This window comes from Morganella psychrotolerans, from assembly GCF_001676155.1.
Taxonomy (GTDB): Bacteria; Pseudomonadota; Gammaproteobacteria; order Enterobacterales; family Enterobacteriaceae; genus Morganella; species Morganella psychrotolerans.
In genome coordinates this window covers 522008-536764 of record NZ_LZEW01000001.1, presented here as the reverse complement: position 1 = coordinate 536764, position 14757 = coordinate 522008, and the positions used below count along the sequence as shown (strand labels likewise).

The following is a 14757-nucleotide window of genomic DNA, read 5'->3' as shown; positions in this document are numbered from 1 at the left end:
ATAAAACGTAATACAAAAACCGGCGCCGTCAGAAAGCGCCGGTTTTCTTTATTATTTAGCAGAATAACTGTTTTGCTGATAATCCGTCATCCATCTGACAGCAAAGTCACACATCGGTCGGGCGCTGACCAGCAGCGAATCCGCACTACCCACCTTTCCATGCCGTGCATCAGTCATTTCCCGGCAAAAACCCACCACAACCGCAGCGAAATATCCGTCAGGAAAACAGTCACATACAGAATCGACGGTATCAAATTCCTCACACATCACCCAACGAACATGCCCGCCGGCCTGATACAATGGTAACTCTTTGAAACGTAATCGTTTATCTTTTAGCGGAGCGATGCTTTCCGCATGATGCAGCAAACTCATGGTGTCTGCGGGCGCTCCCAGCATCAGCACTTTTCCGTTTTCCGCTACCAGTCGGCCAAACGGAGAATCTTCACCATAACCATATAACAGCGAATGGTTCTCTGTAAAATAGGTCGATTTTGCACCAACCGCCGCCACTGACGCACCGGGATTTGCACTGCGCAATACATTCGCCCGGGTACGGAAACATTCAGCAAAAATGCCATGATCAGGACTTGCACGTGATCTGCTCACATCAAACGGTGCTATCAGCGGTTTCAGTGCTTCAGGTACTCTGCCCGCAGCATCAGTGCTGTCTTCATAATTTTCCAGCCAGTTGATATAACACAGCACCGTTCCGTTATCACCAATCACCTGTAGCAGTGCCGCGATCACATCATCGGCTCCGTTCAGACAGGAACCGACAGTGCGCATAGCCGTATGAACCATGACGGAATCACCTTTTCTCAACCCCAGGGCGGTAAGATGATCCGCAAGCTCCGCCCGGCTCCAATAGTATTCATTACCGACAGCTATCAATTCTCCTCCTTACGACACCGTATGTTATTTATCACTGATCACCGGCATTTTTACCTTAATCCGGTTTAAAGTTTACTGATTGAATACAATAGCTATCATTATTTTTATATTTCAATGTATTACTTTTATGTCATTATTATCAAATAATACAATATAGTTATTATAAATAATAAATTTCAGGAAATGCATGACAAACACAAAGCATAACTCTGCCGCACATAAACAGGAAATCCTGCTTATCCGTCATGGCGAACCGGCGCTGGACAAAAAAACACCAGTCGCGCTGCGTGACCTGAAAAACTGGCTGGCGGAATATGATGCAAAGGGTGTTCATTGTCCGCAAAGCCCGCCGTTATCCCTGTCTGCATCTGAATTATCCCGCTATTTCCCGGTCGCCAGCCCGCTTATCCGGACATCAGCGTCTCTGGCTGAATTAGGAATAACCCCGCGTGTTATTATTGATGATTTGCATGAAGTTATATTGCCGGTCTTCTCCCCCGCACTGCTGATGCCGCTGAAATTGCCGCCGATGTGGTGGGTGACCGCCTTTCGCCTTCTGTGGCTGGCAGGTGGCGGAAAGTCTGTGCCGTCAGTGGCACAGGTGCGCCAGCGGGCACAGAGCGCCGCACAAACACTAAGCCTGCACGCAGAGGAGCACGGTGCGGTACTGGTGATGGCACACGGAATTATCAACCGTGCACTGCGCACAGAGCTGGAAAAACAGGGCTGGCAACTGACTGAAAAAACACACAACAGTTACTGGGGAATGATGCGTTTTACCCGCAACATTCCCGTTTGATAGTCACAGAATCGCTTATTCAGCTGAACAGACAGCTATACTGTTAACTCACTGTGTGTAAAGACAAATTTATTCACATCATACAACCCGAGACTGGTGAGTTTCAGTGCCGGGATCACCGGCAGCGACAAAAACGCCATCTGAATAAACGGCTCATCCAGCATCACACCGCACTTCCGGCAGGCGGCTTTCAGTAATTCAATTTCTGCCGCGATCTCATCTGCTGTTTTGTCACTCATCAGCCCGGCAATGGGCAGCGCCGCATGGCTCAGAACCTGTCCGTCTGCCACCACACACATGCCGCCGCCACCGGCGATCAGCTGATTCACCGCCAGCGCCATATCTGCGGGATCGATTCCTGCCACCACAATATTGTGGCTGTCATGGCTGACCGTTGAGGCCAGCGCACCGCGTGTCAGCCCGAAATTGTGCAGCAGTGCGGTCGCCGGTGGGGTTTCACGCCCGTAGCGTTCGATCACCGCCAGAGAACAAACTCCTTCACAATCAAAGTGATTGCCACTGTACGTAACCAGCTTCTCCCCGGTAATAAGCTCATTCGGAATAACACTGATGGCACGGTAACGCCGCCCGTCTTCCGGCACAAATGTCAGGGATTGCGCTGTCACTGCACTGCGTTTCACCGTATTTTGTAACGGCGGGCGCGAAGCTGTCTGTTTTGCCTCGCGGGAGCGCAACAGCGCGGTTTCATCCACCCACTGCCCGCCGCACATCACTGCCTGAATATCGACTGTTTTCTCATCACGCAGCAGGATCAAATCCGCTCTTTTTCCGGGCGCCACCAGCCCGAGATTTTTCAGTCCGAAATGCCGTGCCGCTGACCAGGACGATACCCGGTATGCCACATGCACCGGGATATGGTGCTGATTAATCAGCCGGTAAACCAGGGCATTCATGTGCCCTTCATGAATAATTTCCCACGGGTTACGGTCATCCGTACACAGCATGCATTGCGGGCTGCTCATCGGCGTAATAAGCGGCGCGAGCGCATCAAGATTACGTGCCGCCGAGCCTTCGCGGATCATCAGCGCCATTCCGAGCGCCAGTTTCTCCAGCCCTTCCTCATAACGGTGAGATTCATGGCAGTTTTCAATTCCCCCGGCAATATACCCGTTCAAATCTTTACCGGTGACCATCGGACAGTGACCATCCAGTGTCATATCACGGAATGCATCCAGTTTATCCAGCGTATCTGATTCACCGGCAATCACCGCCGGGAAGTTCATCATCTCCGCCAGACCCAGTACATGCGAATGATCTTTGTATTTCAGCATGTCTGTCAGCGGGAAATCTGCACCGTTTACATCACTGCCCGGCAGTGCCGGTACACAAGAGCTGATCTGCACAAACTGATTCTGCTGCGCGGTTTGCGCGCAACGCAAAAACCATTCGATACCCTCTTCACCCATCACATTCACAATTTCATGCGGATCACAGACAATTGTCGTCACCCCTAGCGGCAAGGTCGCACTTTCAAAGGTCACCGGTGTCATCATGCTTGATTCAATATGCAGATGCGCATCAATAAAGCCCGGAACGATCACGGCATTTTTTCCGTCAATGACCTGATGCGCCGGAGCCTCTTTATACACCGCGCCCACGCCGGCAATTGATGTGCCGCTTATCACCACCGGTCCCTGAAACTCACCGCCATTCACCAAATCCATGATCCGGACATTATCAATACGATAATCAGCAGGTACTTCACTGCGGGCAACGGCAAGGAGTTTTGTCATCGCGTCGCGATCCGGCGTACGTGTATGTTTATTTTTCTCACTGTTCATCACTGTCCCCTGTTTTTCTCTCACATTGATAATGTGATTTCGCGGCGTAATCCCTGTTGTGTGAGCTGCGCCGATATAAAGGTGATCCCCGCCGCAATTGTTTCAAATTACTGCGACACCGCCGGATGATTACCGCCTCTGTGGGATGTTATTACGATACTGGCATTGATTATGCATTTATCAGACCAGTTATTTTCCCCCCACGGGCGACAGGAGCATAAAATGGATAATCACACACCGGAGACATGCCGGGAGACAGGTGCACTGGGACGTTTTTTCCGTTTACAGGCACACGGAACAACAGCACGTACTGAAGTGATAGCGGGCTTAACCACCTTCCTGACCATGGTATACATCGTGTTCGTTAACCCGCAAATCCTCGGCGCTGCCGGTATGGATACGCAGGCTGTTTTTGTTACCACCTGTCTGATTGCCGCCTTCGGCTGTATTCTGATGGGCTGCCTTGCCAATCTGCCGGTTGCACTGGCACCGGCAATGGGGCTGAATGCGTTTTTTGCTTTCGGCGTGGTTACCGCAATGGGTTACACCTGGCAGATAGGGATGGGCGCGATTTTCTGGGGGGCACTCGGCATGTTGCTGCTGACGGTGTTCCGCATCCGTTACTGGATGATTTCCAGTATTCCGTCCGGGCTGCGGATAGGGATCACCAGCGGGATCGGGCTGTTTATCGCCATGATGGGGCTGAAAAATATCGGGCTGGTTGTCCCGAACCCTGACACGCTTGTGTCAATGGGCGACCTGACCTCACACTCCGTTTTGCTCGGCGCGCTGGGCTTTTTCATTATTACTATCCTGGCGGCACGCCGTATCCATGCGGCGGTCCTTATCTCTATTGTGGTCACAACACTGCTTGGCTGGGCGCTGGGCGATGTGACTTATCAGGGTATTTTCTCCATGCCGCCGGATGTAACCAGCGTGCTGGGTAAGGTGGATGTGGCTGGTGCCTTTGATATCGGTCTGGCCGGTATTATTTTCTCGTTTATGTTAGTAAACCTGTTTGACTCCTCCGGCACCCTGATCGGCGTGACAGACAAAGCCGGGCTGGCAGATAAAGACGGCAAATTTCCAAATATGCAAAAAGCGCTCTACGTGGACAGCATCAGTTCCGTTGTCGGCGGGTATATCGGGACATCATCAGTCACCGCGTATATTGAAAGTACGTCCGGGGTGTCTGTTGGTGGCCGGACAGGACTGACGGCGGTGGTGGTCGGTTTCCTGTTCCTGCTGGTGATTTTTCTGTCTCCGCTGGCGGGGATGGTGCCGGCTTATGCGGTTGCCGGTGCGCTGGTCTATGTCGGGGTGTTGATGACGTCCAGCCTGGCGCGGGTGAACTGGGATGATTTAACAGATGCTGTTCCCGCCTTTATTACCGCAATAATGATGCCGTTCAGTTTCTCAATCACGGACGGTATAGCCCTCGGCTTTATCTCTTATTGTGTGATGAAACTGGGCAGCGGGCGCTGGAAAGAGCTGAATCCGTGCGTGATCCTGGTTGCGCTGCTGTTTGTACTGAAATTTGTCTTTGTTGATCACTAAGTTATCCGACAGGTGGCGGTATTGTGCCGCTGCCTGTTACTCTGTCTTCTCTTTTTTATCGCGCAGGTGCCGGTGCAGCGCCTTAAACGGCAATGCCAGCCCGAGTGTCAGAAAAATGAGAAAAACAAACCCTGTATTAAGATGATCTCCGGCCCGGCTTTTTACCGCCACACAAGATTCTGCTTCTGCCGGTTCACCGTCATCATCAATGCCATACGCTCCACGGTGTAATTCATCAAGAACAGCCCGGGCCTTTTCCACATCATCATGGCTTACCAGCAATTTCACGCCACCGACCGCCTGTGCATACATCTGGTTGTTCCAGACAATATTCTCATCCAGCAACATCACCCCAATCCCTTCAGATTCCAGTAACCCCGCTTCAATACGGGCTTCCAGCGGTGACAGATACTGAGACAATAATTCGAATTTCTCCCGCGTCGGGTGAATATTCCACATAATTCCTCCGTTATCCGGCTGCATTTCCTGTACTGAAAAGCCAGGATTCAAACGCCCGGTGTGCTACCGTTTTCTGAACGCCGACCGGTGTCAGGGCATAATAACAATAAGCATCGGTGATAATGTCGGGGAAAACAATCTGAATATCCCCTTTTTGCAGACTGTTCTGCAACAGATTCACCGGACCAATGCCAAACCCCAGCCCTGCTTTAATGGCTTCTGCCGTTACATAGAAATGATCAAACCGGTGCACACTACTGCGCGGCACATGTTTGATTCCGGCGGCTTCACACCACTTTGTCCAACTGCGGGGACGGGTCAGTGTTTCAATACACGCCTCACTGAGAACATCCTGCGGTACAGAAACCGGATGGCAGCTGATAAAACCGGGTGACGCCAGCAATGTACTGTGATCACAAAAAAAACGGTTTTATCTGTGATATCGCATCAGGCTGACGGCGGATAACCAAATCATACCGCCCGGTGCTCTCCTGCTCACTGCTGACCGCAGAGTCAATTCTCAGGTTTACATCCGGATATTGCTGATAAAACTGAGCGATACGCGGCATCAGCCAATACAGACAAAACGACGCGGGCACACTGATGCGCAGCGGATGACTCACCATCACGTTGCGGTGACGTAATGCAACATCACTCACACCCTCCAGTGCCTGAGTCAGTTCCTGCGCCAATGTCAGAGCATAAGGTGTCGCCACGCGCCTGGAGCCTTTGCGCTCAAACAAGGTGGCACCGAACCAGGTTTCTGCCACCTGCACCTGTTTGCTGATAACCCCGTGAGTAACATTCAGTTTTTCTGCCGCCTCACTGAAGCTGTCACTCTGACAGGCAGCCAGAAATGCCCGTAATGCAGAGAGCGGAGGTAATTCGCGCATTAACATCCTCTTTTTATTCACAAGGGTGTGAGTTTTCAGCGCTGCAGGCATCCCGTGCAGGAATTATGCTGATCCGCGCTGACCTTTTTTAATTATTGCGCAGGAAACAGATTAAAACATGAGTTATTTATTATTATCATTAACAAGCATTATCGCCGGGCTTATCAGTGGCGTCACAGGAACCGGATCTTCATTAATTTTGATCCCGGTACTCACCGCCACCCTTGGCGCAAAAGAAGCGGTTCCCGTCATGGCAATTGCTGCGCTTCTCGGGAATATTTCGCGGGTGGTTATCTGGCGGAAGAATATTGACTGGTCAGCCTTTTGCTGGTTTGCGCTGCCCGCACTTCCGGCGGTGGTTGCCGGTGCCAATACCCTGATTGCCCTGCCGGAGTCCATTCTTAACACAACGCTCGGGATCTTTTTTCTGGCGCTTTGCCCCGCACGGCACTGGCTGAAACGCAGCAATTTTACCCTGCGTCCGCTACATTTATTATTCTGCGGAATATTCACGGGGTTTCTGACCGGATTAGTATTTTCAACCGGTCCACTGATGTTGCCCCTGCTCAGCGCATACGGGTTACTCCCCGCACCTTTACTGGCAACAGAATCTGCCATTTCATTTCTGCTTTATCTGACAAAATCCGTCGCATTCACCCGGCTCGGCGTTCTCACCCCGAACATTATTATCAGCGGCCTGCTCACCGGCATGATGATAGCCCTCGGCTCACTGGGTGCAAAGCGCATCGTCCTTGCTCTTCCGCCCGCATTCTATTCCCTGATCCTCGATGGTGTACTGATTATGGCGGGAGTTGGGTTGGTGTTGGGGTAATTCATATGAGAACGATACCGTAAACATGATAACCCGTTACTATAAAACTGAAATTTACTGTGCTAGCATTTATGCAAACAACCTTGATATACGGAATTCAGAATGAATAGCAAAAAAAATACGGGTAGGCCTGATTATCGATGAGTTTTTTTGGTGCAAATAATACCCGTTTTGGTGGATATGGCTACTTAGCGAGATACTATATAGCTAAATACCTGCCAAATGATAATTTTGAATTCGACATACTTCTGGGGAAAGGAAAAAGTCATTTCTTCGCTGAAAAACACCATACCGATGGTGTCGATCTTTATCGTCTTCCAAGACGTAACTGGTTTGCTAAGCAATGGCTGAAAAAACAAAATTATGATATTTATTTTAGTATTGAATCAACTTATGAGCATGTATTAAAAAATGATCCTTCAGAAAATAAAAAATTGATTTTATGGATCCAGGATCCAAGACCACAATATGAATGGGATGAGATTTTTACAGTAAAATTATTCCCTGAAACATCATATTACAACCAACATCTGTATGACTTAGTTCATAACTGGTACCAACAAAACAGAGTCAGGTTTGTAACACAAGCTTATTGCCTCAATGAAAAAGCAGTTGATTTATATCATCTGGAAAAAGATGTCAAAATTGATTACTTGCCTAACCCTATCGATATAGATCACTCATTTGATATTCAGACTTTCCCGAAAAAAAATAAGGTTATTTTTCTGGGAAGGATCGCGTCAGTAAAAAGAGGATGGATTTTTTGTGAGATAGCAAAAAAAAATGCCTGATTATGAATTCTTTGTATTAGGGAAAATCTTCCGGGAAGATGATGAAAATCATAAAATAATGGATAACTACAAAGATATTAAAAATTTATATTTCACAGGTCATGTTGAAGGTGAAGAGAAAAATAAACACCTTAAAGAGGCAAAAATTCTTGTCAACACGTCTATTCATGAAGCGCTCCCTGTCTCATTTTTAGAAGCACTTGCTTATGGCACATTACTTGTCAGCAACAGAAATCCCGATGACCTTACTTCCAAATTTGGTATCCATGTCGGGGATGTTCTTGGCGATGGTTTTGATAAAGTTGACCTTTTTGTTGATGCTATTAATCAGTTAATGAATGATGAAGAAAATCGGATGTTATTAGCAAATAAAGCTATTAATTATGTCAAGCAATACCATAATGTTCCTGATTTTATTGAAAACACACACCGAATAATAAAAGAAGAAATAGCAAAATAAAATTAACATTCTGGCTGCTTTTGCAGCCAGATATCCTGATGATAAATATAAATGATAATTACCGGAGGATCTCCGGTTTTCAGCTCACCATACATGCTGAGGTTCACTTATCTAACCGAATTTTACCCACCGCATACCCACCTTATGGATAGGCAGTTCAATAGCTGACCAATGACAGACTCCTGTACGCACCAGAAAAATCGGATAGCAAAACTACAACCTGCTTATGCTGCTACAAGTTACAAACACCCGTTTAACTAACTGAATCATCTTATTATGCGGGAGAAATCAATCGCATATAAACAGGCTAAATTTGTCTGCACACGCTTAATATGAGTGATAGATACAGGTAAAAACCCGTATGCCAAATAAATATTATCAGAATATTCCTGAGCAAAATTTTATAAAACCTGAAAACTCATTGTCATTTTGTTTATTATCAATCCCCGATACTGTACCTGATTTTCGTAAACATCCTAAATTATCACTATTTTGTCTATGTTATAGTGATTTCACGGTAAATATACAGGGAACCGTATTCGATGAAGATCTGGATTATAATAGCGTTGGTGTTCGGCTTTTCATTAACATCACATGCTTATACAAATACACAGCCGGTCCCGAGAGATCAGGCAATGACTTATATTATAAAATACTCCGGCAGTACAACTAATGCGGGTAAAGAAAAAGTACTGGATCAGTTTGATACATTGATCAGCCAACATCCTGATGATATCGCTCTGCGCCAGCTCTACAGCGACCTTCTCATTGTCGATACCCGATATGATAAAGCGATAACACAGTTAAATATTATTTATCAGGATACGCAGGTTCCCTCATTAAAATTGATGGAATGCATGTTAACTGAACGGATAAAATTACCTCATAACATTTGTTACCGTGATGTAATCTCGTTATTTGAAAAAAAATAACCTCAGAGATTTTAATTATCTCCTGGCCTTACACCTGGGAGAATCACCTGATTTTGAGTTGCATAAAAGAGATTGGTTAGCGACGCATACACTATCAGATGAACAAAAAAAAGGTTATTGCATTAAATCCACGGACGTTAGTTAATACCTACTATCCTTAATAGTTATTAATATGGATTATTCCTGAGTTGTTTTACGTAATTAAAAACACGGGAATAGAAAATAAATGAATTCCTCCGGTGGTTACGCTAAATTAGCAAAGATAATTATCTGAGCCGGACGAACGAAAGAAGGAACTTAGCGATGCCGTTTTTACATAAAAGAATGCACCTGACCGCCGGTGATACCATCGTGGTCGATTGTGGGCGACCTTGTAATGTTTTAATGATGACTAAAATGAATTTTAATCAGTACCGCAATGGTATGCCGTTCCGGACACATGGCGGAAGCGGGTTCTTCCATGAGTTACCGGCCAGAATGGTCGTCCCTTTCGATGCGGACTGGAATATTACAATGGATATTGAAGAAGGCGCACTGACCGTCGAGCACTCAATTTCTGTCGAGCCCTGTGCGAATAAAGCAATAGCGAAGAAATAGCGCCGCAGACACTGGATAAAAATGCACTCTTTTCATTCGAGATACAGCCAACAAACCGGCAGTTTGAATGCATAAGGGCATATTATTCTGTTTTTGGTGACAATGCTCTGCGTAATGAATGCAGCGTCGGTGCCGGTAATACGCCGGGGGATTGTAATTGCGGATGATAAAGTACATCCTGCGGGGAGCCGTCTGCAATCAGCCCGCCGGCATCAAGATGCACTACGCGCGGAAAGTGCCGGGCAATAAAATCAAAGTCATGGCTGATAGCCAGGATAGCGGTTCCGGCGGCCTGCTGTAATGCCAGCCAGGATTCAAAACGCGTAAGCCAGAACGCATCAAAATCCCGCCCCGGCTCATCCAGTAATAAAAATGAGGGTGCCGCCGCACTCAGCCCGGCAACCGCCACCATCCGGCGCTGACCGGCATGCAAATCCAGAGGATGAATCTGGATAACATCATCCAGCCCGCAATCTGTTATTGCCTGTAATGTCCGCCGTTTTATCTCTGCTGCCGGTAATTTCCGCCGCCGTAACCCGAAAGCCACCTCATCATAGACTGTGCTGTGAAAAATCTGATGCTCTGCTTCCTGAAACAATACACCGATATGGTCTGCGCGCTGTGCAGCGGTGTAATCTGTCAGTTCCTGTCCGCGGAATAACGCGCGACCTTCATCCGGGCGCAGTAATCCGGCAGCAAGACGCAGTAATGTGGATTTCCCCGCCCCATTATCCCCTGCCAGCGCCACCCATTCCCCCGGGGCGATCGTCAATGACAGTTGAGTGATACAATTTTGTCCGGCGCCCGGCCAGGCATAGCTCAGACTCTCAAGGTGTAACATGATTTTCCTTAAAGGCAGCGATCAGTGCCGTATCATCCTGCGGAACGGCACCTTTCCAGTGTCCGCTTAACATCAGTTGCCCTGCCAGCCGCCAGGCATCCGGCATCATAATCACCGGCAGTGCGGCGGTAAAAACGGTCTGCAAAGAGCCTGTTGCCATGAGCTTACCCTGCTCAAGCAAAAAGAATTGATCACAATAGTCCGCCGCCGGGAACAATGTACGCTCAAACAAAATGACACTGCATCCGCACGCATCCGAATACTGTTTTAAATTCATCAGAATTATATGTGCCATTGCGGGAGTCATTCTGCTGAATGCCTCATCGAGCAGTAACAGTGCCGGTCGCATCGCCAGTGCCCCTGCAATCACCACCCGCTGGGCTTCCCCGCCGGATAAGGTTGCCGGATGCCGGTGACGCAACGCGTCACACTGCGTCAACCGCAGTGCGTCATTCACCCGTTGTTCAATCTCCTGCGGAGGTAATCCCAGATTTTCCGGTCCGAAAGCCACTTCCTGCTCAACACTGAATGCACAACCGGATAACTGCAATTGCGGTGATTGTTGTACCAGTTGCCGGTAAGCGGCGGTCTGAACAAGAGAATGCGTGCCGGGTGCCATGCCCTGAATATCCGCCGTACCGGTTAATGTTCCGATCAGCAGTTCCGGAAACCAGCCGCACAATACCTGCGCCAGGGTACTTTTTCCGCTGCCGTTTCCGCCCAGTACCGCCGCCCACTCACCTGACGCCAGCCGGAAATCAGACAGCGAAAGCGCAGGCTGCGCAGCACCTTTTGGTGTAAAGGTGACATTCTGTAAATTTACCACCACAGACGGAACCCTCCTTCAATCAGGGTAAGGAACAGCAATCCGTAACGCACCCTTTGCTGTATACGGCTGTCCGCGGGCGCATTCAGTGTGGTGCGCCGGGAAACAGCACGAAATCCGCGCATGTCCAGAGCCGCACCCCGCACTGCCAGCTCACTCAGCGTGTGTCCCGCCAGCGGTAAAATCAGCGCAGGCAGCGAGGTTAACCGCTGCCATAGATTGCCATCCAGAGGGACTCCGCGCGCTAATTGTGCCTCACGGATAATCCCCAGTTGCCGCCGGAGCTGCTCTGCCAGCAACAGCGGACCTGCAAGCAGATAGGCAAAACTCACCGGCAGACGACTGGCGAACAGTGCGCGGATAAAGCGTTCTGTTGTCACGTATTGCAGCCATAATTGCGCGCCGCTGATAATCGCCAGCAGTCTGAACCACAGGGCAATGGCATACGCCTGACGACTGTTATCTGGTGTTACACCTGTCAACCAATGCGCCAGCCAGCCACTGTGGATAAGCCACAGCCCTGCCGCCATCGGCAGCAGCAGCCAGACCACAAATTTTACGCGGTGCCGGGATGCAGGCCAGATAATCAGCGCAGCAAAGGTCACGCAACTGACCGCGGACAGCAGCCAGCCAAAAGATAAAAACAGTACCCCGGCACTCAACCACAGCCAGAGTGTCAGGGCGGTAAACGGGTGCAGCATTACCGCACCCGCGCCATGTGCGGGAAGTTCCGCTGTGCGCGCTGCGGCAACCTGCGTACCAGCAGCCAGGCGATCAGCGCTGATAAAATTTTATCTGCCAGATTCACGCCAATCACGGTAACCGCAACTGATTCAATCAGATTGTCACCGACGGCATGCAAATACGCGACAAAGAAATCAGCCCCGCTGCCGGTTGTTCCGGCAAATAAATACGTGCGAATCGGAACGGCGATCACTGTCAGCGCCAGGGTTATCACTACGCCGGAGACAACAACACGCGGCAATGAACGGAACCATCCGGCGCGTGCCATCAGACCGGCACTCAGACCTATCATCATCGAAACAGGTGCAAATGCGGCGGCAACCGGTCCGCTGAGCAATCCCCACAGCAGATTGGTTAATAATCCGCTGAGTATTGCCACCCACGGACCTGCCAGCAGTGCGCAAATAATCGTACCAATTGAATCCAGAAAAACCGGCAGTTTCAGTGTTGAGCTCAGTTGCCCGCCGATCATATTAATGGCGATCGCGACAACAATCAGAACAAGTGTACGACTGGAAAGCAGGGGTTGTGATGCGTTCATACAGGCACCTTTATTGATCACAGTTAGTTGATGATGTTTTTGTTTTTGGTGTTACCACCAGCTCTTCATACCCTGAGTACGCGCACATTTCACGCGTGAAAACCACCTGCTCCAGTTCGCCGATAATTAACTCAAGTGTGGTGCGTACCGTACAGCCCGGCATCATATGCCCGCCACGAGTGTGCCCGTTTTCATCGGATACACACAGATGCAGGTGCTCACCCTGTGCATCCAGCGTGCCGATCAGTGAGACAATTTCGAATTTCCCGGTCAGATAATCGGTTTTTTCCTGCCCGGCAAAGCGCAGTGCGACATCGGTCAGGCTGCCGACACACCCGGCAATAAAAGCGGATTGCAGATGATGCTGTTGTACATACCGGTGCAGTACCGGCAGAACATCATCTCCGGGTAATAAACGCAGTGCGAGAAACCGCGCACCGGAAAGAGGCGTGAGTGTTGATTTCATTGAATATCCCTGTAAATACACAATATTAACGGCATATCTTTATATTTATTATGCCGCCATTTTTTCCGGGCTTTTTCAGCCTTTTTTAATTGCCATTTTCCATTGTGCATCACCGATTTGTTCAAAATCAGTAACATCATGCCCCGCTTCAGCCGCCCAGCGCGGAATATTTTCAGTTGCCTGCGCACAATCATATTTAATAACCAGTAAATCACCGGTTGATAATGTTTCAATGGCTTTTTTAGCTTCAATTAACGGGAACGGACACAAATGCCCGCGGGTATCTAATTCCAGCGTATTCATAGTTTCACCTTATTAATTACTTTATTTTCTGAGGACGGATAATCGTAAAATAACTGATAATCCAGCTACCCAGGATAATGCACGGAATAAAAGCCCAGCCCTGCCAGGAGAACCAGGCGGTATTGACCAGGGTATTTCCCAGCATACAGCCACCGGCTAATCCGCTGCCGACGCCCATTAATAATCCGCCCGCCAGGCTTTTTATCATGACTGGTACCCCCGGACTTCGCATACGGAATTCCCGGCTGCCTTTTGCGGCAATAAAAGCACCTGCAAAAATACCAATAAGAAGATATCCCGCCCAGTTAAAGAATTTCAGGTCACCGGATGTGATTAATGAAAATAGCTGCGCACTCGGCCCGCTTATGCCTAATCCACCCACACGTCCGTCCGCCAGACTTGAAGGCCAGGCGAGCAGTGCAATAATGCCGATAATCAGTGCCGATATAAACGGGTGCCAGCGCGCCTCAAATAAAATATGTACAATGCCGGTTTTCCGGGCTTTCATTTTCGGTATTTTTACGGATTTAAATTTATTCAGATACCTGGTTACCAGAACAAGGGTCAGCAGCACTAAAATAAATATCGCGATATAAGGCGGGATATTAAATGTTTGAGTAATAGTTGCGGAATCCAGTGTTGGCGTGGTCACCGGAGAGAAAAAAGATTTCGCCACAGGCCGGCGGATAAGCCAACTGGCAACAATAAACCCGCCAACGGCAATAATGCTACCGGCAAGCCCTTCTGCCGCGCGATAATATGCACCGGTTGAGCAGGAGCCGGCAAATGCCATTCCCATTCCGAACAGTAACCCGCCGACAAGTGTTGCCAGCCATGGGAAAGCCCCGCCGGGAAGTTGCGCGATACCAAAATATGAAAAGGTGAAAAGACCAATACTCTGAACGGAGATAACAATCAGAATAGCAATAAGCATTCTGCTGTCACGGAAAAGATAGAGATCACGCAGACCACCGGCCAGACAAAAACGGCCGCGCTGCATAACAAAACCCAGTAATACCCCTA

At 48.9% G+C, this 14757-nt stretch carries 19 protein-coding genes; 7 read left to right on the top strand and 12 right to left on the bottom strand.

Features of this window, described 5'->3' with window-relative positions:
* Positions 1-51 precede the first annotated feature (51 nt).
* Positions 52-891 carry an aminoglycoside 3-N-acetyltransferase gene (gene aac(3), locus AYY16_RS02610; protein ID WP_208020719.1) on the bottom strand — a complete coding sequence of 280 codons (840 nt, stop codon included), beginning with the start codon at positions 889-891 and terminating at the stop codon, positions 52-54.
* Between the two features lie 187 nt (positions 892-1078).
* Between aac(3) and AYY16_RS02605 the strand changes: the two genes are divergently transcribed.
* Positions 1079-1690, top strand: a complete 612-nt coding sequence (locus AYY16_RS02605; protein ID WP_067361699.1) for a histidine phosphatase family protein — start codon at positions 1079-1081, stop codon at positions 1688-1690.
* A gap of 35 nt (positions 1691-1725) precedes the next feature.
* Here the strand turns inward: AYY16_RS02605 and adeD are convergent, their stop codons facing one another.
* Complete coding sequence (adeD, locus tag AYY16_RS02600) at positions 1726-3492, bottom strand: adenine deaminase (protein ID WP_067361697.1); 1767 nt, start codon at positions 3490-3492, stop codon at positions 1726-1728.
* 222 nt (positions 3493-3714) lie between these two features.
* Between adeD and AYY16_RS02595 the strand changes: the two genes are divergently transcribed.
* Positions 3715-5049, top strand: a complete 1335-nt coding sequence (locus tag AYY16_RS02595) for an NCS2 family permease (RefSeq protein WP_067361695.1) — start codon at positions 3715-3717, stop codon at positions 5047-5049.
* 36 nt (positions 5050-5085) lie between these two features.
* On the opposite strand, the gene AYY16_RS02590 is transcribed toward AYY16_RS02595, so the two are convergent.
* The 3 genes from AYY16_RS02590 to AYY16_RS21345 are packed head-to-tail and all read right to left on the bottom strand — an operon-like array spanning position 5086 to position 6401.
* Entirely contained in the window at positions 5086-5508 is a 423-nt protein-coding gene (locus AYY16_RS02590) for a putative signal transducing protein (protein ID WP_067364570.1), read from the bottom strand.
* Between the two features lie 10 nt (positions 5509-5518).
* Positions 5519-5911 carry a LysR substrate-binding domain-containing protein gene (locus AYY16_RS21350; protein ID WP_082970562.1) on the bottom strand — a complete coding sequence of 131 codons (393 nt, stop codon included), beginning with the start codon at positions 5909-5911 and terminating at the stop codon, positions 5519-5521.
* 10 nt (positions 5912-5921) lie between these two features.
* Positions 5922-6401 carry a LysR family transcriptional regulator gene (locus tag AYY16_RS21345; RefSeq protein WP_162271034.1) on the bottom strand — a complete coding sequence of 160 codons (480 nt, stop codon included), beginning with the start codon at positions 6399-6401 and terminating at the stop codon, positions 5922-5924.
* Between the two features lie 118 nt (positions 6402-6519).
* Between AYY16_RS21345 and AYY16_RS02580 the strand changes: the two genes are divergently transcribed.
* The 5 genes from AYY16_RS02580 to AYY16_RS02565 all read left to right on the top strand — a co-directional run bounded on the left by AYY16_RS02580 (position 6520) and on the right by AYY16_RS02565 (position 10013).
* Positions 6520-7233: a sulfite exporter TauE/SafE family protein gene (locus AYY16_RS02580; protein WP_067361692.1), complete on the top strand. Its 714-nt coding sequence runs from the start codon at positions 6520-6522 to the stop codon at positions 7231-7233.
* A gap of 140 nt (positions 7234-7373) precedes the next feature.
* Positions 7374-8024 (top strand): glycosyltransferase family protein, encoded by a 651-nt coding sequence (locus AYY16_RS20595; RefSeq protein ID WP_208020718.1) that lies wholly within the window; start codon positions 7374-7376, stop codon positions 8022-8024.
* Complete coding sequence (locus AYY16_RS20590) at positions 8017-8484, top strand: glycosyltransferase (RefSeq protein WP_208020717.1); 468 nt, start codon at positions 8017-8019, stop codon at positions 8482-8484. Before AYY16_RS20595 ends, AYY16_RS20590 begins: the two co-directional genes overlap by 8 nt.
* Before the next feature lie 635 nt (positions 8485-9119).
* Positions 9120-9416, top strand: a complete 297-nt coding sequence (locus AYY16_RS02570; protein WP_156664943.1) for a hypothetical protein — start codon at positions 9120-9122, stop codon at positions 9414-9416.
* A 303-nt stretch (positions 9417-9719) separates the two neighbouring features.
* Entirely contained in the window at positions 9720-10013 is a 294-nt protein-coding gene (locus AYY16_RS02565) for a DUF1883 domain-containing protein (protein ID WP_067361688.1), read from the top strand.
* An 82-nt stretch (positions 10014-10095) separates the two neighbouring features.
* Here the strand turns inward: AYY16_RS02565 and AYY16_RS02560 are convergent, their stop codons facing one another.
* The 7 genes from AYY16_RS02560 to AYY16_RS02530 all read right to left on the bottom strand — a co-directional run bounded on the left by AYY16_RS02560 (position 10096) and on the right by AYY16_RS02530 (position 14734).
* Positions 10096-10854 (bottom strand): energy-coupling factor ABC transporter ATP-binding protein, encoded by a 759-nt coding sequence (locus AYY16_RS02560; RefSeq protein ID WP_067361686.1) that lies wholly within the window; start codon positions 10852-10854, stop codon positions 10096-10098.
* Complete coding sequence (locus AYY16_RS02555; protein WP_067361683.1) at positions 10841-11683, bottom strand: energy-coupling factor ABC transporter ATP-binding protein; 843 nt, start codon at positions 11681-11683, stop codon at positions 10841-10843. The genes AYY16_RS02560 and AYY16_RS02555 overlap by 14 nt, the downstream gene beginning before the upstream one ends.
* Complete coding sequence (locus AYY16_RS02550; RefSeq protein WP_067364567.1) at positions 11674-12378, bottom strand: energy-coupling factor transporter transmembrane component T; 705 nt, start codon at positions 12376-12378, stop codon at positions 11674-11676. Before AYY16_RS02550 ends, AYY16_RS02555 begins: the two co-directional genes overlap by 10 nt.
* A gap of 2 nt (positions 12379-12380) precedes the next feature.
* On the bottom strand, positions 12381-12965 hold the full coding sequence (locus tag AYY16_RS02545) for an ECF transporter S component (RefSeq protein ID WP_067361681.1): 585 nt from the start codon (positions 12963-12965) through the stop codon (positions 12381-12383).
* Between the two features lie 10 nt (positions 12966-12975).
* Positions 12976-13431 (bottom strand): PPC domain-containing DNA-binding protein, encoded by a 456-nt coding sequence (locus AYY16_RS02540; protein ID WP_067361674.1) that lies wholly within the window; start codon positions 13429-13431, stop codon positions 12976-12978.
* 75 nt (positions 13432-13506) lie between these two features.
* Entirely contained in the window at positions 13507-13734 is a 228-nt protein-coding gene (locus AYY16_RS02535) for a sulfurtransferase TusA family protein (protein WP_067361668.1), read from the bottom strand.
* A 16-nt stretch (positions 13735-13750) separates the two neighbouring features.
* Entirely contained in the window at positions 13751-14734 is a 984-nt protein-coding gene (locus AYY16_RS02530; RefSeq protein WP_235846190.1) for a YeeE/YedE family protein, read from the bottom strand.
* Positions 14735-14757 lie beyond the last annotated feature (23 nt).

Coding starts and splice junctions, on each gene's coding strand:
- AYY16_RS02540 (WP_067361674.1), bottom strand. CDS start 13,431: ATGAAATCAACACTCACGCCTCTTTCCGGTGCGCGGTTTCTCGCACTG.
- AYY16_RS20595 (WP_208020718.1), top strand. CDS start 7,374: ATGAGTTTTTTTGGTGCAAATAATACCCGTTTTGGTGGATATGGCTAC.
- adeD (WP_067361697.1), bottom strand. CDS start 3,492: ATGAACAGTGAGAAAAATAAACATACACGTACGCCGGATCGCGACGCG.
- AYY16_RS02605 (WP_067361699.1), top strand. CDS start 1,079: ATGACAAACACAAAGCATAACTCTGCCGCACATAAACAGGAAATCCTG.
- AYY16_RS02530 (WP_235846190.1), bottom strand. CDS start 14,734: ATGCAGCGCGGCCGTTTTTGTCTGGCCGGTGGTCTGCGTGATCTCTAT.
- AYY16_RS20590 (WP_208020717.1), top strand. CDS start 8,017: ATGCCTGATTATGAATTCTTTGTATTAGGGAAAATCTTCCGGGAAGAT.
- AYY16_RS02590 (WP_067364570.1), bottom strand. CDS start 5,508: ATGTGGAATATTCACCCGACGCGGGAGAAATTCGAATTATTGTCTCAG.
- AYY16_RS02565 (WP_067361688.1), top strand. CDS start 9,720: ATGCCGTTTTTACATAAAAGAATGCACCTGACCGCCGGTGATACCATC.
- AYY16_RS02580 (WP_067361692.1), top strand. CDS start 6,520: ATGAGTTATTTATTATTATCATTAACAAGCATTATCGCCGGGCTTATC.
- AYY16_RS02560 (WP_067361686.1), bottom strand. CDS start 10,854: ATGTTACACCTTGAGAGTCTGAGCTATGCCTGGCCGGGCGCCGGACAA.
- AYY16_RS02570 (WP_156664943.1), top strand. CDS start 9,120: ATGACTTATATTATAAAATACTCCGGCAGTACAACTAATGCGGGTAAA.
- AYY16_RS02545 (WP_067361681.1), bottom strand. CDS start 12,965: ATGAACGCATCACAACCCCTGCTTTCCAGTCGTACACTTGTTCTGATT.
- AYY16_RS02595 (WP_067361695.1), top strand. CDS start 3,715: ATGGATAATCACACACCGGAGACATGCCGGGAGACAGGTGCACTGGGA.
- AYY16_RS21345 (WP_162271034.1), bottom strand. CDS start 6,401: ATGCGCGAATTACCTCCGCTCTCTGCATTACGGGCATTTCTGGCTGCC.
- AYY16_RS02535 (WP_067361668.1), bottom strand. CDS start 13,734: ATGAATACGCTGGAATTAGATACCCGCGGGCATTTGTGTCCGTTCCCG.